The sequence below is a fragment of the Achromobacter sp. UMC46 genome (assembly GCF_014170335.1).
Classification (GTDB): Bacteria; Pseudomonadota; Gammaproteobacteria; order Burkholderiales; family Burkholderiaceae_B; genus Achromobacter.
Genome location: NZ_LZZS01000040.1, coordinates 1 through 18,342 on the forward strand (window position 1 = coordinate 1; position 18,342 = coordinate 18,342).

Below are 18,342 nucleotides of genomic sequence, written 5' to 3' on the forward strand. Positions count from 1 at the left end.
CCCCAAAACCACCCCCATCCCCCCACCCGCAATAAGCATATTCCTCCGCAAAAACCAGACAGGCGTACAATTCTGAAAGTCGTTAACACGACATGCAGTACGTCTTCAGGGCGGGGTGCAATTCCCCACCGGCGGTATGCCATGCAATGTGGCGAGCCCGCGAGCGCCCGGCGTCCTTCACGGACATCGGGGTCAGCAGATCTGGTGAAATGCCAGAGCCGACGGTCATAGTCCGGATGAGAGAAGATGTGCCGGCACATTCCCGATTGCCCGGGCGCGCTTGCGCCCGGACGACCGTATTGCGTTCGGCTGTCGATTAGCCCTGAAACGTTTTTCGCCCCCTTCACTTGCGAGAGCGTTTCAATGTCCACCCTCAATACCCAGCAGTCCCTTCCCAGCCTGGCTTCACAACCCTTCGCCGCCCGTCTGCAGCGCGCCCTGCATCATCTGCGCCTGGGCCGCCCCGTCATCCTCATGGACGACTTCGACCGCGAAAACGAGGCCGACCTGATCGTCGCCGCCGACAAACTGACCGTGCCCGTCATGGCCCAGCTGATCCGCGACGGCAGCGGCATCGTCTGCCTGTGCCTGCCCGGCGAAACGCTCGACCGCCTGGAACTCCCCCCCATGGTCCAACGCAACCAGAGCCGCTTCGCCACCGCCTTCACCGTCTCCATCGAAGCGCGCGAAGGCGTCAGCACCGGCGTGTCGGCCGTCGACCGCGTCACCACCATCCGCGCCGCCATCTCGCCCTCAGCGCAAAGCGAAGACATCGTCAGCCCCGGCCACGTGTTCCCGCTGCGCGCCCAACCCGGCGGCGTGCTGACCCGCCGCGGCCACACCGAAGGCTCGGTCGACCTGGCCGTGCTGGCTGGCATGCGCCCGGCCGGCGTGCTGTGCGAACTGATGAACGCCGACGGCACCATGATGCGCGGCGCGTCGCTTGAACGCTATGCCGCCCAGCACGGCCTGGTGGCGCTGACCATCGCCGAACTGGCCGACCATCTGCAAAAGCTCAAGGACGGCCAGGCCGAAACCGTGGACGACGAAGTCCTGGAAATGGCGGCAACCGTCTAAGTCCCGCGCAAGCCATCGGGGGCCGTGGCGACGCCCGGCCCCGATCGGCCGCCCCATCGCGTCACGCCGTACCGACAAGGCCTCGGAACGCACACAGAGCAAGCCCGCCACTGCGCCCACCACCAGCGCCCCCATCGCCAGCATGCCGTCCATAGACAGCGGCAGAGCTGGCATGCGCAGGCCGGCCATGAAAAATCCTTGAAAGGGTCATGACAATCCGAAACCATCGCGAAGAAATCGCCGATGGCATAATCCGCGCTTGCGGGTGCCAAATCGGATTGCCTGCCGTAAATTTTATGAGCCGATGCTCGGGTTTGATACTCGCCTTTCGCCGCATCCATGACCGACATTCCACAGCCCCGAAAATCCCCGCGCCAGCTCAGGTCGCAGCACACCGTCGACACGATCCTGCAGGCTACGGCTCGCGTTTTGGCCACGCACGGCTATGCGGGCACCAATACCAACCTGATCGCCGAGACCGCCGGCGTCAGCGTCGGGTCGCTGTACCAGTACTTTCCGAACAAGAACGCGCTGATCGCCGCGCTGCATCAGCGCCACGACAACCAGATGCTGGACGTCATCGACGGCGTGTTGAACAGCAACCCCGCCGCCACGCTGACTGAGCGCGTGGCCGCCATCGTCCAGGCGATGCTGCACGCGCACCTGCTTGAACCCGCGCTGCACCGCGTGCTGGAACGCGAATTCCCGCTGTTCGATACCCCGCGCGAACACAGCCTGGCCGATCAGGACATCCACCGCCGCATGCGGCACCTGCTGGAATTGCACCGCGCCGAAATCGCACAACAGGACCGCGACCTGGCGACGTATGTCGTGCTGCGCATCATGGAATCGCTGGTGCATGCGGCGGCGTTGGAGCCGCCCGCCGGATTTTCCACCGAACGGCTTGAACAGGCCGTGGTGGATGCGGTGATGGGGTATCTGGCGACGCCGGGCGGCGCCGTGCCGCGCAAGCGGGCAAGCGCCCCGAAGGCCGGCAAGCCCGCCACGCGCCGAAAAACGGCTGGCTAGCGGCTGGAGAACGGCTAACTAACGGCTGGCGTCTTCGGCCATGCGGGCCAGGCAATCCGACGCCTTGCCCACCACGATGCGGGCGCTGCACGCCAGCATCAGGTTCAGGTTCAGGCCGAAGTCTTCCACCGTGTAGCCCTCGGCATCCACCATGCGCGCCACGCCGTCGTCCGCCGCCGCGCCCACCGACACCTGATCAACCAGCGAGCCCGCCTGGCCGGTATAGCCCCATACCGGTTTGCCGCAAGCGATGGCGTAGCCCACTTCGAAGGCCGTGCCCGAATCGGGTTCCGCGCCGCGGAAAGCATTGAGGTTGGCCATCACCATGTCGGCGCGGCGGATCAGCGCCACGTTCTCGCGGTAGATCCATTGCGCCAGCGCCTGGCCCGACAAGTCCTTGGGGGCCAAGTTGTCCAACGGGAACAGGCCGTCGAAACCATACGTGGCGCACAACGCCTTGAGCCGCTGTCCATGCGCCACGGCATCGGGCAGGAATACGTCGAAACCCGCAAGATACACGCTGCGCATAAGGGCTACTCCGGTTCTGAAACGTTGAAAGCCTCGCCCGTGGCAAAAAACGAGCCGCCGGCCAGATAATGGATCGAGCGCCGGTCGTCTTGCGGGAAGTGCCAGCGGTTGTCCGAAAACACGTCGGGCGCCGCCCACGCGGCGACGACCTCGCCGATGAACAGATCATAAGCCTGTTGGTTGTGCGGCTCGGGCACGACCTTGCATTCCAGCCAGCCCAGGCAGTCGGCAATCAGCGGCGCGCCGATCTTGCTGGCGGGAAACGTCGACAGGCCGCTGGCCTGGAACTTGTCTTCGCCACGGCCCGTTTCGGAACCCACCTTCAAGGTGGCGGCCGCTTGCGCGCGCGACGGAATGCACAACGCGAATTCGCCCGACGCTTCGATGAGCTCGCGCGTGTAGGTGTTCTTGTCCACCACCACCAGCATCTTGGCCGGGTTGAAATCCAGCGGCATCGCCCAGGCGGCCGCCATGACATTGCGCGCCTCGCCGTGGGCGCTGGTCACCAGCACCGTAGGGCCGTGGTTCAGCAGAAGATAGGAACGGGGCAGCTCTACGGCTTCGATCTTGGACATGGCGAGGGATGCTTAGAACATGCCGTTCTGGTTGGCGGGGTTTTCGGGGATTTCCTGGCTGACGTCCCAGTGCTCGACGATCTTGCCCTTGTCCACGCGGAAGATGTCCACAATGGCCTGACCCCGGTCTTCCGGAGAATCGCGCCACTGGTTGTGGATCACGACCAGGTCGCCTTCGGCGATCACGCGCTTGATCTCGACGATGGCTTGCGGATGCTGATCGAAATAGGGCGGGAAGAAATCCACCATCGGACCGACGCCGTCGCGCATGTAGGGATTGTGCTGCACGTATTCGGGGCTGACGTACAGGCGTACCGCCTCGTCGATCTCGCGGTCCTGGAACATCATCCGGAAGAATGCCGTGACGATGTCCTTGTTCGACTGGGACGCGGCCGCAAGCGCTGGCGCCGACGCCAGGCCAAGGGAGGCGACCAGCGCACAGGCGGCCAACGATTTCAACTTCATACGCATACAGGACAACTCAGGGTGGCGCCGGGTGGCGGTCTGCCAGTTTACAAATAAACCCCGGTTTCCGGCCCTGCCGCACAGCGAAAAAAGGAGCCCTTGACGGGCTCCCTTTTCCTTGCCTGCGGGACGGTTCAGGCGGCTCAGTATCCGACCGTGAAACGGCGGCGCGAATGCTTGGGCGTCTCGATCTCGTCGGCCAGCGCGATGGCGTAGTCTTCCATCGAAATCCAGCTCTTGCCTTCATCGTCGGCCAACAGGTGGTCGTCGCCCACGCGGAACGTGCCGGTGCGTTCGCCCGGCTCGAACAGCGCGGATGGCGACAGGAAGGTCCAGTTCAGCACCTTTTCCTGGCGCAGCGTGTCCAGGAACACGACGCCGGCCCGGGCTTCGGGCTTGTAGGCGTCGGGGAATTCCGGGGTGTCGATCAGCAGCACGCCGGGGGCCACCTGCAGGCTGCCCGCGCCGCCCACGACCAGCAGGCGCGGCACGCCGGCGTTCTTCACCGCGGTCAGCAGCGGGCGCGCGTCGGTCGACACGAAACGCGTGGCGCTGATGACGGCGTCATGGCCGGTCAAGAGCGGGGTCAGGGTTTCGGGGTCGGTGGCGTCGCCCTGCAAGATGGTCAGGCCGGGCTGCGCGTTCACGTCGGCCGGGTTGCGGGCGATGCCCGTCACCTGGTGGCCGCGCTTCAACAATTCATCCGCCACGCGTGAACCCACGCGGCCGGTGATGCCGATCAATGCGATTTTCATGGTCTTGCTCCTAGGGAGGAAGAACCGGGGAGGGCGGCGCACGACGCGCCGCGGCACGCCCCGGTTCAGGCAAATCCATACTATTCGGTCGAATCCGAACAAAAAACCCAGTAAAACGGAAGAGTTTTTTGCAATTCATGCATCAATCAGGCTGGATTCAACCTGCGTTGCGCTGCGCCTGATAGACCTGCAGGTGCGAATAGGCGACCCGCAGATAGGTTGCGTCGACACCTAGCGTCCGGGCGCGATGCACCATGTCGCCCACGATGTGGTCGGCTTCGACCGGCAGGCCCTGGCGCAAGTCGCGGAACATGGACGCCGTCATGGGCTGCGTGCGGTCGCTCATCAGCTTCTGCGCGAACGCGTCGGCCTCCGGGCGGACGGCGTGGCCGGACGCGGCCGCGACCGCTTGCGATTCCTGCAGCAGGCTCATCAGGATGCCGATGCCGTCGTCGGTGGATGCGATCTGTCCGACCGCGCCGCGCATCAGGCAGGTGCCGGCGGCCAGCGTCGTCAACATGACGTATTTTTCCCAGATGTCCTGGTAGATGTCTTCGCTCAGGCGGCTGACGTATTCGCCGCCGGCCAGCGCCTGCTCCAGCGCCACGCAGCGCGCGCTGCGGGCCGGGCCGGCGCGTTCGCCGAAGACGATGCTGGCGTGCTTGCCCAGATGCACCACTTCGCCCTCGGGGCCGAGCGTGGCGTTGATCTGGCACAGTCCGCCCAGCACGCGGTGGGGCTCGAATTCCCGGTCCAGCACGTCGTATTGCAGGACGCCGTTCATGATGGGCAGCACCGCCGTATCGGGGCCGACCGCGGGGCGGATGGCGTCGATGGCGCTGTCCAGGTCATAGGCCTTGCAGCTGAGCACGACCACGTCGTACTGGCCTTCCAAGGTCTGTTGCGTGGCCAGCTTCGGGTGCAGCGTGGCGTCGCCGAACGGGCTCTGGATGCGCAAGCCCTGTTCGCGGATCCGCGCCGCGCGCGGCTCGCGCACCAGGAAGGTCACGTCCGCGCCCGCCTGGGCGGCGCGTCCGCCGAAATAACCGCCGGTGCCGCCGGCACCCAAGAACAACAACCGCATTTGTCTCTCCTGTCGCTGCCCGCCTGTGGCGCGGGCTGATACGGAATTATGCGCTTGGCGCGGCACGCGGCCCATCGGGCAGGCCCGCCTGCGCCCACGCGCCGGACAGCCGCATGCCCGCGCGGGCCACGCGCTCAGACCGCGTGGTTGTGTTCCGCCCAGGCCTCGTAGCCGCCGCGCAGCGCCCAGGTCTTGGGATAGCCGGCCGCGCGCAGGCGCGAGGCCAACATGGCGGCCGACACCTCGTTGGGGCAGGCGCAATACACCACGATGTCGGACTCCAGCGCTTGCGGGTCCAGCACCGGCAGCGGCGCCTTCAGGTCCACGGCGATGGCGCCGGGGATGCGTTCGGCATCGCGCTGCGCTTCAGGGCGCACGTCGAAGACCAGCGTGCTGCGGCCTTCCTGGCGCCACTGCATCAGCTCGTCAACGGACACGCGCGGAATGACGCGCAGGCTGCGCAGCAGGATCCGGCGGCGCAGGAAGCGCGTCAGGATATACAGCGCCAGCACCGCCGCCAGCACGCCCAGGCCCATGGCACCGTAAGTGCCCAGCACTTCCAGCACGTCGTTGATCACGCTATGGAACAGCCCGCCCAGCAGCAGGGCGGACCCGGCCCAGATCATGGCGCCCACCAGGTCGTAGAGCAGGAAGCGGCGGTAGGCGGTCCCGGTCAGGCCCGCCATGACCGTCGACAGCGCGCCCGCGCCAGGCAGGAACTTGCACACCAGCAAGGCCCGCACGCCGATGCGCAGGTACAGGCGCTGCGTCTGGCGGATGCAGGAATCCTGCGACAGGGACATCTTGCAGATCACGCCCAGCAGCCGGGAGCCGTAGCGCCGGCCGGCGGCGTACCAGAGAGTGTCAGCCAGCAGGCAGGCCACGGTGGCAGCCAGCCAGGGCGTCAGCCATCCGGCCGCGCCGCCCAAGGCGCCCGCCGCGATCAGCATGGGATACGCGGGCACGGGCAGGCCCGCCTGTTCGACCAGGACGTTCGCGAACACCAGCCACCCGCCGTACTGTTCGAGCAGCAATTGAATGTCTTGCATGGACCTTCCAGCTTGCCGCGCCCTGCGCGGCTTATTGATGGATTTTAGGCTTGCCGCGGCCCGTCCGGCGGTCCGCAAGCGCGTCTTGCACCGCAACACGCCGTTTCACGCGCGCAATGTCCATCCCTTGGGACAAGGCGCACCACCTTGGTGCCACGTTTCCCCGCCGGGGTGCCTATAATCCTGCCCGTCCATCAGGTTTCCCCGACTTGTCGCAGGAATGCCTCATGGCATACAACTTGCTTCGCCTGGACTGGCTGCGCACCGACCATTCGGATGGGACGCGCCCCCGGCGCCCCCATCCCATGACCGATCCCACGCCTACGTTCCCGACCGCTCGCGCCGAACACGCCCCCCGGCGGCCGCAGCCAGGCATCCGCATCGTCGCCCCACGGTTCCCTTTCCATCCCCGCGAAGGAGTCATCCGCATGAAATCCCTGTCCCCCTCGTCCGCCGGCGCCATCGCCCGCCGCGGCCTGCTCAAGCTGGCGGCCGCCGCCGCTGGCGTGCTGCTGTTCTCGGGCGGGGTGCAAGCCCAGACCGCGGCACCGGCCAAAACGAAGGTCGCCGCCATCTACACGGTGCCGGTCGAACAGCAATGGGTGTCGCGCATCCACAAGGCGCTGACCGCCGCCCGCGACCGCGGCGAGATCGAATACACCTTCTCGGAAAACGTCACCAACGCCGACTACGAACGCGTCATGCGCCAGTACGCCGAGCAGGGCAACAAGCTGGTGGTGGGCGAGGCCTTCGCCGTGGAGGCCGCGGCCCGCAAGGTGGCCAAGGACTATCCGCAGACCGCCTTCCTGATGGGGTCTTCGGGCAAGCCGCAGCAACCCAACTTCTCGGTGTTCGACAACTACATCCAGGAACCCGCCTACCTGACCGGCATGATCGCCGGCGGCATGAGCAAGACCGGCAAGATCGGCCTGGTCGGCGGCTACCCCATCCCCGAAGTGAACCGCCTGATGCAGGCCTTCATCGAAGGCGCCAAGGAAGTGAACCCGAAGGCCGAATTCACCGTGACCTTCATCGGTTCGTGGTTCGATCCCCCGAAGGCCAAGGAAGCCGCCTTCGCGATGATCGACAAGGGCGCGGACGTGCTGTACGCCGAACGCTTCGGCGTGTCGGACGCGGCCAAGGAACGCGGCAAGCTGGCCATCGGCAACGTGATCGACACGCAGCCGCAATACCCGGAAACCGTGGTGGCCTCGGCCCTGTGGAGCATGGAACCCACGATCGACGAAGCGCTCAAGCAAGTGAAGGCCGGCACGTTCAAAGCCGACGACTACGGCCAGTACTCGCTGATGAAGTTCAAGGGGTCGTCGCTGGCGCCGCTGGGCACCTTTGAATCGAAGATCCCGGCCGAACTCGTCGCCCGCGTGCAGGCCAAGCAGAAAGCCATCCTGGACGGCAGCTTCGCAGTGAAGGTCGTTGATAAAGAACCCAAGTCCTCGGCACGATGAACCAAGCGCCTCTCGCCCTGCAACTGACGGGGATCACCAAACGCTTCGGCAGCCTGACGGCCAATGACGATGTCTCGCTGACGCTCGCACAAGGCGAAGTCCTGGCCCTGCTGGGCGAGAACGGCGCCGGCAAGTCGACCCTGGTGTCGATCCTGTTCGGCCACTATGTGGCCGACGCCGGCAGTATCGAAGTTTTCGGCAAGCCCTTGCCCGCCGGCCGGCCCGACGCCGCGCTGGCGGCCGGCATCGGCATGGTGCACCAGCATTTCACGCTGGCCGACAACCTGACCGTGCTGGACAACATCATGGTCGGCACCGAGCCGCTATGGAAGCTGGCGTCCGGCCGCGGCAAGGCCCGCCGCCGTCTGGTGGAGCTTGGCCAGCGCTTCGGCCTGGCCGTGGACCCGGATGCGCGCGTGGGCGCGCTGTCGGTCGGCGAGAAGCAGCGCGTCGAAATCCTGAAGGCGCTGTACCGCGGCGCGCGCGTGCTGATCCTGGACGAGCCCACCGCGGTGCTCACGCCGCAGGAAGTGCAGGACCTGTTCGCGACCCTGCGCGGCTTTGTGGACGAGGGCCTGGCCGTGATCTTCATTTCGCACAAGCTGGACGAAGTGATGGCCGTGTCCCGCCGCGTAGCGGTGCTGCGCCAGGGCAAGCTGGTGGCCGAACGCGACACCGCCGGCACCAGCCCCGCCGAACTGGCTGAATTGATGGTCGGCCGCAAGGTCGTCATGCCGCGCGCCGAGGCGGTGGCCGCCGCCGAACAGGCTGCGCCCGTCGTGACCCTGTCGCAGGTCACCGTACGCGACGGCCGCGGCGGCGCGCCGCGCCTGGACAGCCTGGACCTGGTCGTCCACAAGCACGAGATCGTGGCGGTGGCCGGCGTGGCCGGCAACGGCCAGCAGGCGCTGGTGTCGGTCTTGACCGGCCTGCGCCAGCCCTCCGACGGCACGATCCGGCTGGGCGCCGAACACGCCGCCGCGCCCACCACGCCGGCCGGCTGGACCGCCGCCCGCGTCGGCCGCATTCCGGAAGACCGTCACGGCGAAGGCATGATCGGCGACAGCCCGCTCTGGGAAAACGCCATCGTCGAAGACCTGAAGGACAAGCGCTTCGCACGCTACGGCCTGATCCGCGCCCGCGCGGGCAAGGCGTATGCGGCATCGCTGGCCAAGCAGTTCGACGTGCGCGCGGCGTCGCTGGACGTGCGCACGCGCAGCCTGTCCGGCGGCAATATGCAGAAACTGATCCTGGGCCGCACCTTGGCGCGCGAACCGCGCTTCATCGTCGCCGACCAGCCCACCTGGGGCCTGGACATCGGCGCCGTCGCCTATGTGCGCGAGCAGCTGCTGGCGGCCCGCGCACGCGGCGCCGGCGTGCTGCTGGTATCCGAAGACCTGGAAGAAATCTTCGCCCTGGCCGACCGCATCGCCGTGCTGTGCGGCGGCAAGCTGGTCGCCGTCAAGCCGGTGGCCGACTGGACGCCCGCGACCGTCGGCCTGGCCATGACGGGAACCCGCGCGTGACGGACCGCTCCATTACACGCCGACGCCCCCTCTATTGAGCAACACTCGCATGAAACTGATCCTGGAACGCCGCCCCGAGCCCAGCCGCCTGGCGCTGGCCTTGGCCCCCATCGCGGCCATCCTCTTTACGCTGGCGGTCTGCACCTTGCTGGTGGCCTGGGCCGGCGCCCCCGTGGGCCGCACCTACGCGCTGCTGTTCGAAGGCGCGTTCGGCTCGCGCTTCGCGCTGTCCGAAACACTGACCCGCGCCACCCCGCTGATGCTGACCGGCCTGGCCTGTGCCGTGGCGTTCCGCGCCCGCTTCTACAACATCGGCGCCGAAGGCCAGCTGTACCTGGGCGCGCTGGCGGCTGTCGCCATCGGCGGCCTGCATGACGGCACCGGCTTCGACCTGCCGGTGCCCGTGCTGTTCGGCGGCATGATGCTGGCGGCCGCCCTGGCGGGCGCCTTGCTGCTGCTGATCCCGGCCTTGCTGAAGACGCGCCTGGGCGTGGACGAAGTCGTCACCACGCTGCTGGGCAACTTCATCGTGCTGCTGTTCGTGTCCATGATGCTGGACGGCCCGATGAAGGATCCGATGGCGATGGGCTGGCCCCAATCCGTGGCGCTCAACGGCGACCTGGAACTGGGCAAGCTGATCGAACGCACGCGGGCCCATACCGGCCTCTTGTGGGCCGCCGGCCTGGCGCTGGGCCTGTGGCTCTTGAACCGCTACACCGTCTTCGGCTTCCAGATGCGCGCCGTGGGCGCCAATGCCCACGCTTCGCGCTTCCTGGGACTGCCGGTGAACCGCGTGATGCTGGGCACTGCCATGCTGTCGGGCGCGCTGGCAGGGCTTGCCGGCGCCATCGAAGTGGCTGGCCGCACCGGCTACGTCACGCTGGACATGTCGCCGGGCTACGGCTACACGGGCGTCGTCGTCGCCATGCTGGCCGGCCTGCATCCGCTGGGCGTGATCCTGGCCAGCATCTTCGTGGCCGGCATGCTGGTCGGCGCGGACAGCATGAGCCGCGCCATCGCCGTCCCCAACTACATCGCCGACGTCATTGTCGCCACCTCGTTGCTCGCCATGCTGGTCGCGACGCTATTCGCGCAGTACCGCCTGCGCCGCAACCGGGCTTGAGGAGCACGACATGGAATGGATGGATCTGATCAGTTCCTCGGCCTTCTGGGTTGCCGTGCTGCGCCTGGCGACGCCGTTGATCCTGGGCACCCTGGGCGTACTGCTGTGCGAACGCGCGGGCGTCCTGAACCTGGGCATCGAAGGCATCATGGCCGCCGGCGCCTTCACCGGCTGGCTGGTCGTGTACCTGGGCGCGCCGCTGTATGTGGGCGTGCTGGCGGCGGCGTTGGCCGGCGCGTTGTTCGGCCTGCTGCATGCGGTGCTGACGGTGCCGCTGGGGCTGTCGCAACACGTATCGGGCCTGGGGGTGACCTTGCTGGCCACCAGCCTCAGCTACTTCGCCTACCGCGTGACGTTCCCCAGCGTGAACACGCCGCCCACCATCACCCCGTTCGCCGAGATGAAGTTCCTGGACGGCATACCGCTGATCGGCCCGGTGCTGGCCGGCCAGACGCCCATGACACTGATCGCGCTGGCCGCGGTGCCGATCCTGGCCTGGGTGCTGAACCGCACGCCGGTCGGCCTGGCGATCCGCATGGTGGGCGAAAACCCGGCTGCTGCAGAAGGCCAGGGCCTGTCGGTCACGCGGCTGCGCATCGGCGCCATCGTGGCCGGCTCCGCGCTGATGGGCGTGGCCGGCAGCTTCCTGACGCTGGCCGCGTTCAACGCGTTCTTCTTCAACATGGTCAACGGCCGCGGCTGGGTCTGCGTGGCGCTGGTGGTGTTCGCGTCGTGGCGCCCCGGCAAGGCGCTGCTGGGCGCGCTGATCTTCGCCTTCTTCGATGCGCTGCAACTGCGCTTGCAACAGGGCGGGGCCGCCTTGCCCGGCCTGCCTGAGCTGCCGTATCAGGTCTACCTGATGCTGCCCTACATCCTGTCCATCCTGGCCCTGGTGGTGATGGCGCGCCGCGCCGCCTACCCGCAAGCCCTGATGAAGCCCTACCGCAAAGGCGAGAGGTAAAGGCCCCCCGAAGCGCTGCGCGCTTTCCCCCAGAGGCGTCGCTACGGACCGGCAAAGCCGGATCCGAAGGGGAGGCCCCCCCCCGAGCGCTACGCGCCCCCCCTCCAGGGGGCGTCGCTACGGACCGGCAAAGCCGGATCCGTGCGACCCCGATGGTGGTGTACTTTTGGTGCACCGTGAATTGCTGGATTTTTTAGGATGCATCCATGCTCGATCTGATTATCAAGAACTGCACTCTGGCTGATGGCCGCACCAACATCGACATCGGTGTGGCGCAGGGCCGCATTACCGCGGTGGAGCCTGCGTTGAAGGCTGAGGCGGGTCAGACCGTGGATGCGGCGGGGCAGTTGGTGAGCTCGCCCTTTGTGGATGCCCACTTCCACATGGACTCCACGCTGTCGTTCGGCCTGCCGCGCGTGAACCAGTCGGGCACATTGCTGGAAGGCATCGCGCTGTGGGGCGAACTCAAGCCGCTGTTGACGCAGGAAGCGCTGGTGGAGCGCGCGCTGGCCTATTGCGACTGGGCGGTGGCGCGCGGCCTGCTGGCCATTCGCTCGCATGTGGACGTCTGCGACCCGCGCCTGCTGGCGACCGAAGCGCTGCTGCACGTGCGCGAGAAGGTCAAACCCTATCTGGACCTGCAGCTGGTGGCCTTCCCGCAGGACGGCGTGCTGCGCGCGCCCGGCGCGCTGGACAACCTGAAGCGCGCGCTCGACATGGGCGTGGACGTCGTGGGCGGCATTCCGCACTTTGAACGCACCATGCAGGACGGCGCGGAATCCGTGCGCATCCTGTGCGAACTGGCCGCGGAGCGTGGCCTGCGCGTGGACATGCACTGCGACGAAAGCGACGACCCGTTGTCGCGCCACATCGAAACGCTGGCCTACCACACGCAACGCCTGGGCCTGCAAGGCCGCGTCACGGGTTCGCACCTGACGTCCATGCATTCGATGGACAACTACTACGTGTCCAAGCTGATTCCGCTGATGCGCGAAGCCGGCGTTTCCGCCATCGCCAATCCGCTGATCAACATCACGCTGCAAGGCCGCCACGACACCTATCCGAAGCGCCGCGGCATGACGCGCGTGCCGGAACTGCTGGCGGCCGGCGTGCCGGTGGCTTTCGGCCATGACTGCGTGATGGACCCCTGGTACAGCCTGGGCTCGGGCGACATGCTGGAAGTGGCGCACATGGGCCTGCACGTGGCCCAGATGACGGGGCAGGACGCCATGCGTGCCTGTTTCGAAGCCGTGACGACCACGCCCGCGAAAATCCTGGGGCTGGACGATACGGGCATCGCGGTCGGCAAGCGCGCCGACCTGGTCCTGCTGCAAGCGCGCGACCCGGTCGAAGCGCTACGCCTGCGCGCCACCCGCCTGATGGTGCTGCGCGCGGGGCAGGTGATCGCGACCACGCCGCCCGCCACCGCCACCTTGAACCTGACGGGCCGCCCGGGCCAGGTCAGCTTTCAGACACCGGCCCGCTGACATACGGCGGCCGCTTGGCGGCCGTCACGATGATCTCCACCAGCAGCTCCGGCGCGGCCAGCTTGGCCTCGCAGGTGGCGCGGGTGGGCATCGCATCGGGCAGCGCCCATTCGGCCCACACGCCGTTCATGCCGGCGAAGTCGCGGTCGATGTCCTTCAGCCAGATCTGCACCGACAACAGCCGCGACTTATCGGTGCCGGCCTGCGCCAGATAGCCGTCGATCTTCGCCAACGCGTCGCGCGTTTGCGCCGCGATGCCGCCATCGGCTGCCGACGTCACACCCGCCACGTACACCGTATCGCCATGGATCACGATGCGGCTTAAGCGCTGGTTGGTTTCCTTGCGCACAATATCGTCGTTCATTCGTCTTGCTCCTTTTGCGATGGGCTGGACGCCAGCGCGGCGTCCGAAAAACGGTCAATCCGGAATGGCGCGATCGGCATGTCCGTCGTGCCGGTGGTGATCAGGTCGGCCATGATGCGGCCGACGATTGGCCCCAGCTCGAAGCCATGCGCCGAAAAGCCGAATGCGTGGAAGGCGGTCTCGTGCCGGCTGCTGCGCCCGATCACGGGGATCTCGTCCGGCATGGCCGCCTCGATGCCCGCCCAGCCCCGGTTCACCACCGCGTCCCGCATGTGCGGGAACAGGTCGCAAACCGTGCGAGCCCCTTCGGCCAAGGACCGGAAATCCAGTTCAGTCCATTCCGCGTCACGGTCCACCCAGGCCCGCCTGCCGCCGCCGATCAGCACGGTGCCGTTCGTGCGTTGCTTGAACGATAGCGCGCGCCCGGTGCCCAGCACCACCGGATCCAGGAAATGGTCCATGCGCAGCGTCACCAGCATCATGGGGCTGATGGCGGCAAGCGGCACCGGTTCGCCCCATTGCGCGGCGATGCGGTCGGCCCACGCGCCCGCGCAGTTCAGCACCTGCGGCGCGGTGTACGTGCCGGCGTCGGTGTCCACGCGCCATTGGCCGTCTGCGCGCGCAACGCCGTCCACCCGGACGCCTTCCATGAAGCGCGCGCCCAGGCTTGCCGCCTTCGTGCGGAATGCCAGCGTCGTGCGATAGGGATCGGCCGCCCCGTCTTCGCGCGCGATCAAGCCGCCCTGGATGGAGGGCGCCATTCGCGGAATCATGTCCAGCAGGTCTTCAGCGCTGATCCATTGTTCGTGCGTATAGCCATGGTCCGTCATGGTCTGCAGGCGGGTCCGCAGGGCGTCGGCGTCGGCGGCGTTTTCCGCCACGCGCACCTGGCCGTGCTGCTCGAAGCCGCAGTCGTCGTCCACCAACTCGCCGATGCGGTACCAGAGCTCGCGCGAGGCCAGGGCCAGCGGCACTTCGGCCAGATGCCGGGCCAACGTGCGCACGCCGCCCGCGTTCACGCCGGAGGCGTGCCGCCCCACGTAGTTTTTCTCGATCACCAGGGCGTGGACCCCGGCGCGCGCCAGATGCAGCGCCGCCGAGCTGCCGTGCAGGCCGCCCCCGATGATGATGACTTCCGCCGACCGCGTCGCTCCGGTCATGTCGTCACTTTTTGAGTCGGACGACGGCTTGGCGCGAATCGTCGGTTTGCGGCAGCGACGCGAGTTCTCCCAAAGTCAGCGGCTTGGTCGGAAAGCGCAGCCGGTAATAGCCCACTTCCTGCGTCGGCACGCCGCGCTCTTCGGCGATGATCTCGGCCACGGTCAGGCCGCAGAAGCGGCCCTGGCACGGCCCCATGCCGCAACGCAGGAACGCCTTCATCTGGTTCGGACCCGTGCAGCCCAGCTTGACCGTGTCGCGCACTTGCGCCGCCGTGACTTCCTCGCAACGGCAGACGATGGTGTCTCCGGTAGGCCGCCGGAAGGCGTCAGGCGCCCTGTAGAGCGCGTCGAAGAACTCGCGGCCCCTCACGGCACGGGCCAGCGCGTCGCGCGGCGCCACGGCCTCGCTGTCGCGTCTGCGGGCGTCGATGCGGCCCAGCAGATGCGCCGCCTGCAGGGCCGCCAGCCGGCCGCGGTGTTCCGCCGCCAGCGCGCCCGCGATGCCGGCGCCGTCGCCCGCCATGCCGATACCGTCGACGGACGTCAGGCCCCATTCATCGACCTGGGGCTCCCAACAGTCCAGCGCCTCGTTCCAACGGTGCTCGACACCGACCGCTCGCGACAGGTTCACGTTGGGCACCACGCCCTGATGCAGCATCAGTTGATCGGCGGGCAACGTCTTGGTGACGCCGCCCGCGGTGTAGCGCACGCTTTGCAGGGTGTCGTCGCCCAGCGCTTCCAGCGACGTGACGCCTTTGACGATGGGCACGGCGGCCTTCACCGCGCGCAGCAACTTCAAGCCCTTGCCCAGATAGGGCGACCGCAGGAAACCCCAGACCTTGGACAGCGCCTGGCCCATGCGTCCGGGCGGCGTGGTCTCCAGCAAGGCGTCGATCTTGACGCCTGCGTTCAAGTACTGCCAGGCCACCAGATACAGCAGCGGGCCGCTGCCCGCCAGCACCGTCCGGTCGGCCGGCACCACGCCTGCGGACTTCAGCAGGATCTGCGCCGCGCCTGCCGTGATGACGCCGGGCAGCGTCCAGCCCGGGATGGGGAAGGGGCGTTCCTGCGCGCCAGTGGCCAGCAGCAGCCGGCGCGCGTGCACGATGCGCGCCTCGCCCGCCACCGAATACGCCACCTCGAAACCCTTTTCAGGATGCGGCGCAGTATGTTCCGCCACGGCCCAGACGGTGGCGCCCGGCACATAGCGCGCGCCGGACTGCCGGAACGGCGCGATCAGCGACGCGCCATGCCAATAGTCTTCGCCCAGGATGCCGCGGTCGGTAACCGGCGTCGTGGTGATGGCGCGGTAGATCTGCCCGCCCGGCGCCGGCTGCTCATCCAGCAGCACCGTGTCCACGCCCAACCCCGCAGCCAGCGTCGCCGCCGCCAGCCCGGCTGGACCCGCGCCCACCACCAGCAAATCGCATTGCGTCGTATCGATCATGCCTGCACCTTGCGTGCGCCCAGCTGGCGCTCGATCTTCATGCCTTCGCGCACGGCCGTCATGCAGCCCTGCTGGTTCGCCTGCCCGTCGATAGTGACCAGGCAGTCGTAGCACACGCCCATCATGCAATACGGCCCGCGCGGCACCTCGTTGACCGCCGTATCGCGACAGGCCGACACGCCGCCGGCGAACAGCGCCGCCGCCACGCTGTCGCCCTGCCGGCATTGCAGCTCGGCCCCGTTGACCGTCACTCGCACCGGCGCGCCTTGCGTCTGGCGCTGCGCCTCGTCAAGCCTCTTGAACATGGAACCTCCGGGTCGAGAAGGGCGCCATGTCGTCGGCAAGCTTGCCGGCCACGACCATGGGCGCCAGATTGAGGGCGTGCGCGGCGGCCAGCGTCACGCCGCTGTGACAGGTGGCGACGAAGGCGCCCGGGCACGTTTCGGATTGCTGATAGATCGGGAAGCCGTCCTTGGACATCACGCGCAGCGCCGCCCAGCTGCGCACCACGCGGACGTCGCGCAAGGCGGGGAGGGTGCGCACGGCGCGGTCGGCCAGCGTACCCAGGACAGGCAGGCCCACCACGTTGTCCACATAGCCCGCCTCTTCCTGGGAGTCGCCGATCAGCCAGGTGCCTTCGTCGGTCTGGCGCAAGGTCGACAGCGGCGTCTCCAGCATGCGCCGCGTGCGCTCCAGCACCACGATCTGGCCGCGCTGCGGGCGCACCGGAACGTCCAGGCCGACCTGCGTGCCCAGGTCCTTGTTCGACAGGCCGGAAGCCAGCACCACTTTATGCGCGCGCACGGTGCCGGCAGGCGTCGCGATATCGAACACCCCGTCGCGCTGCGTGATGCGCTGCGCGGGCCGGCGCGGCAGGTAATCCACCGTGCGCCGCGCGAAACTCATGTGCAGCGCGCGCAGCAGTTTCAGCGGATTGGCGATGCCGTCCACCGGCGTCCACGTCGCGCCGCGCACCTCGGGGCCGATGCCCGGCACCAGGTCGGCGACTTCCGCGCGGTCCAGCATCTTCCAGTCGTATTGGGCCATGCCGGGCTGCGCCAGCAGCGTCCGCATGAAGGTGGCGCGCGCGTCCATCTCTTCGTCGCTCAAGAGCACATGCAGGCCGCCGCGCTGCTCCAGGTGCACGTCCACGCCCGTGTCTTCCAGCAACTGCGCGGCAAGCACCGGCCAACCCGAGGCCGAGGTCATCGTCCACACGCCGTAGCGCGGCAGCCCCATGCCCTTGCTCTGCACCCACACCAGCCCGAAGTTGCCGCGCGATGCGCGATACGCCACGTCGCCTTCGTCCAGCACCGCCACATGGTCCAGCTCGCGCCGCAAGCCGTAGGCGATCGCGGCGCCCACCAGCCCGCCGCCGATCACCACGGCGTCGTAGATGCCACGATGCGCGGGCGCGCGCGGCGCCAGTTCTTTCTCGTCCGTCATTAGCGTCCCTTTCCGACAAACAGCTTTTCCAGACCGACCACGCGGTCCAGGATAAAGATGGCGATGATCGTCACATAAATCAGCACGGCCGACACGGCGGTGACCAGCGGGTCGATGGTGTCTTCGATATGCAGGAAGATGCGCACCGGCAGGGTCGTCGTGGACGGCGACGCGATGAAGATGGACATCGTCAGCTCGTCGAAACTGGTGATGAAGGCGATGACCCAGCCGCTCACGACCCCGGGCAGCAGCAGCGGCAGCACCACGCGGCGAAACGCCGTCCAGTTGGAGGCCCCTAGCGATTGCGCGGCGCGCTCCAGCGCCGGGTCGATGCCGGTGGCCGACGCCAGCACCAGACGCAGCGCGTACGGCATGACCAGGATCACGTGCGCCACCACCAGGCCCACGTAGGTGCCGGCCAGATCCACCGTGGTGAAGAACTTCAGGAACGCCAGGCCCAGCACCACATGCGGAATCATCAGCGGCGACAGGAAGAACGCCACCAGCGCCTCGCGGCCACGGAAGCGGTTGCGCGCCAGGGCCAGCGCGCTGGGCACCGCCAGCGCGATCGCCAGCGTGGCCGACAGGGTGCCCAGCCCCAAGCTGAACCAGAACGCTTCGATAAATCTGGGGTTGTCCAGGATGGCGCGGAACCAGCGCAGCGACAGCCCGCCCGTAGGCAAAGAAATGAAGCCTTCGGACGTGAACGCCACCGCGCACACCATGACGATGGGCGCCAGGATGAAAAGGATGAACACGCTGTGGAACAGCAGGCCGATGGGACCGTTTCGGAATGGCAT

19 protein-coding genes and 1 riboswitch are annotated in these 18,342 nt (G+C 67.6%); of the genes, 7 read left to right on the forward strand and 12 right to left on the reverse strand.

Annotated elements, in window-relative coordinates; genetic code table 11:
* The first annotated feature begins 97 nt into the window (after positions 1–97).
* Positions 98–252, forward strand: a riboswitch (FMN riboswitch).
* Positions 253–363: 111 nt separating this feature from the next.
* On the forward strand, positions 364–1,077 hold the full coding sequence (gene ribB / locus A9973_RS28475; protein WP_183016963.1) for a 3,4-dihydroxy-2-butanone-4-phosphate synthase: 714 nt from the start codon (positions 364–366) through the stop codon (positions 1,075–1,077).
* Positions 1,078–1,416: 339 nt separating this feature from the next.
* Positions 1,417–2,106 carry a TetR/AcrR family transcriptional regulator gene (locus tag A9973_RS28480; protein ID WP_183016964.1) on the forward strand — a complete coding sequence of 230 codons (690 nt, stop codon included), beginning with the start codon at positions 1,417–1,419 and terminating at the stop codon, positions 2,104–2,106.
* Between the two features lie 18 nt (positions 2,107–2,124).
* Here A9973_RS28480 and A9973_RS28485 read toward each other — a convergent pair whose 3' ends face one another.
* From A9973_RS28485 to A9973_RS28510, 6 genes are all read right to left on the reverse strand, one after another.
* The gene (locus A9973_RS28485) at positions 2,125–2,634 is read right to left on the reverse strand and encodes a nucleoside 2-deoxyribosyltransferase (RefSeq protein WP_183016965.1); all 510 of its coding nucleotides are present in this window, start codon (positions 2,632–2,634) and stop codon (positions 2,125–2,127) included.
* 5 nt (positions 2,635–2,639) lie between these two features.
* The gene (locus tag A9973_RS28490; RefSeq protein ID WP_183016966.1) at positions 2,640–3,209 is read right to left on the reverse strand and encodes a flavin reductase family protein; all 570 of its coding nucleotides are present in this window, start codon (positions 3,207–3,209) and stop codon (positions 2,640–2,642) included.
* 12 nt (positions 3,210–3,221) lie between these two features.
* Positions 3,222–3,680, reverse strand: coding sequence for a nuclear transport factor 2 family protein (locus tag A9973_RS28495; protein WP_183016967.1), 459 nt, complete (start codon positions 3,678–3,680; stop codon positions 3,222–3,224).
* 137 nt (positions 3,681–3,817) lie between these two features.
* The gene (locus A9973_RS28500; RefSeq protein WP_183016968.1) at positions 3,818–4,429 is read right to left on the reverse strand and encodes an NAD(P)-dependent oxidoreductase; all 612 of its coding nucleotides are present in this window, start codon (positions 4,427–4,429) and stop codon (positions 3,818–3,820) included.
* A 157-nt stretch (positions 4,430–4,586) separates the two neighbouring features.
* Positions 4,587–5,513, reverse strand: a complete 927-nt coding sequence (gene panE, locus A9973_RS28505) for a 2-dehydropantoate 2-reductase (RefSeq protein ID WP_183016969.1) — start codon at positions 5,511–5,513, stop codon at positions 4,587–4,589.
* 134 nt (positions 5,514–5,647) lie between these two features.
* Complete coding sequence (locus A9973_RS28510) at positions 5,648–6,562, reverse strand: DedA family protein/thiosulfate sulfurtransferase GlpE (protein WP_183016970.1); 915 nt, start codon at positions 6,560–6,562, stop codon at positions 5,648–5,650.
* A 428-nt stretch (positions 6,563–6,990) separates the two neighbouring features.
* Here A9973_RS28510 and A9973_RS28515 point away from each other — a divergent pair, with 428 nt between their 5' ends.
* The 5 genes from A9973_RS28515 (at position 6,991) to A9973_RS28535 (ending at position 13,125) form a co-directional block, all read left to right on the forward strand.
* Complete coding sequence (locus tag A9973_RS28515) at positions 6,991–8,028, forward strand: BMP family protein (protein ID WP_183016971.1); 1,038 nt, start codon at positions 6,991–6,993, stop codon at positions 8,026–8,028.
* Positions 8,025–9,554, forward strand: coding sequence for an ABC transporter ATP-binding protein (locus A9973_RS28520; RefSeq protein ID WP_183016972.1), 1,530 nt, complete (start codon positions 8,025–8,027; stop codon positions 9,552–9,554). The genes A9973_RS28515 and A9973_RS28520 overlap by 4 nt, the downstream gene beginning before the upstream one ends.
* A 49-nt stretch (positions 9,555–9,603) precedes the next feature.
* Positions 9,604–10,677, forward strand: a complete 1,074-nt coding sequence (locus A9973_RS28525; RefSeq protein WP_046804006.1) for an ABC transporter permease — start codon at positions 9,604–9,606, stop codon at positions 10,675–10,677.
* A gap of 10 nt (positions 10,678–10,687) precedes the next feature.
* A complete protein-coding gene (locus A9973_RS28530; RefSeq protein ID WP_183016973.1) occupies positions 10,688–11,638 on the forward strand; it encodes an ABC transporter permease in 951 nt (316 codons plus the stop codon).
* A 206-nt stretch (positions 11,639–11,844) separates the two neighbouring features.
* Positions 11,845–13,125, forward strand: a complete 1,281-nt coding sequence (locus A9973_RS28535) for an amidohydrolase family protein (protein WP_183016974.1) — start codon at positions 11,845–11,847, stop codon at positions 13,123–13,125.
* Here A9973_RS28535 and A9973_RS28540 read toward each other — a convergent pair.
* From A9973_RS28540 to A9973_RS28565, 6 genes are read right to left on the reverse strand one after another with little or no spacing between them, the layout of a single operon-like run.
* The gene (locus A9973_RS28540) at positions 13,100–13,489 is read right to left on the reverse strand and encodes a RidA family protein (protein WP_183016975.1); all 390 of its coding nucleotides are present in this window, start codon (positions 13,487–13,489) and stop codon (positions 13,100–13,102) included. The two genes, A9973_RS28535 and A9973_RS28540, sit on opposite strands and share 26 nt — an antisense overlap.
* The gene (locus A9973_RS28545) at positions 13,486–14,649 is read right to left on the reverse strand and encodes an FAD-binding oxidoreductase (protein ID WP_183016976.1); all 1,164 of its coding nucleotides are present in this window, start codon (positions 14,647–14,649) and stop codon (positions 13,486–13,488) included. Before A9973_RS28545 ends, A9973_RS28540 begins: the two co-directional genes overlap by 4 nt.
* A 4-nt stretch (positions 14,650–14,653) precedes the next feature.
* On the reverse strand, positions 14,654–16,096 hold the full coding sequence (locus tag A9973_RS28550) for an NAD(P)/FAD-dependent oxidoreductase (RefSeq protein WP_183016977.1): 1,443 nt from the start codon (positions 16,094–16,096) through the stop codon (positions 14,654–14,656).
* A complete protein-coding gene (locus A9973_RS28555) occupies positions 16,093–16,401 on the reverse strand; it encodes a (2Fe-2S)-binding protein (RefSeq protein ID WP_006227750.1) in 309 nt (102 codons plus the stop codon). The genes A9973_RS28550 and A9973_RS28555 overlap by 4 nt, the downstream gene beginning before the upstream one ends.
* Positions 16,385–17,542 (reverse strand): FAD-binding oxidoreductase, encoded by a 1,158-nt coding sequence (locus A9973_RS28560; protein WP_183016978.1) that lies wholly within the window; start codon positions 17,540–17,542, stop codon positions 16,385–16,387. The genes A9973_RS28555 and A9973_RS28560 overlap by 17 nt, the downstream gene beginning before the upstream one ends.
* Positions 17,542–18,342, reverse strand: coding sequence for an ABC transporter permease (locus tag A9973_RS28565; protein ID WP_183016979.1), 801 nt, complete (start codon positions 18,340–18,342; stop codon positions 17,542–17,544). The genes A9973_RS28560 and A9973_RS28565 overlap by 1 nt, the downstream gene beginning before the upstream one ends.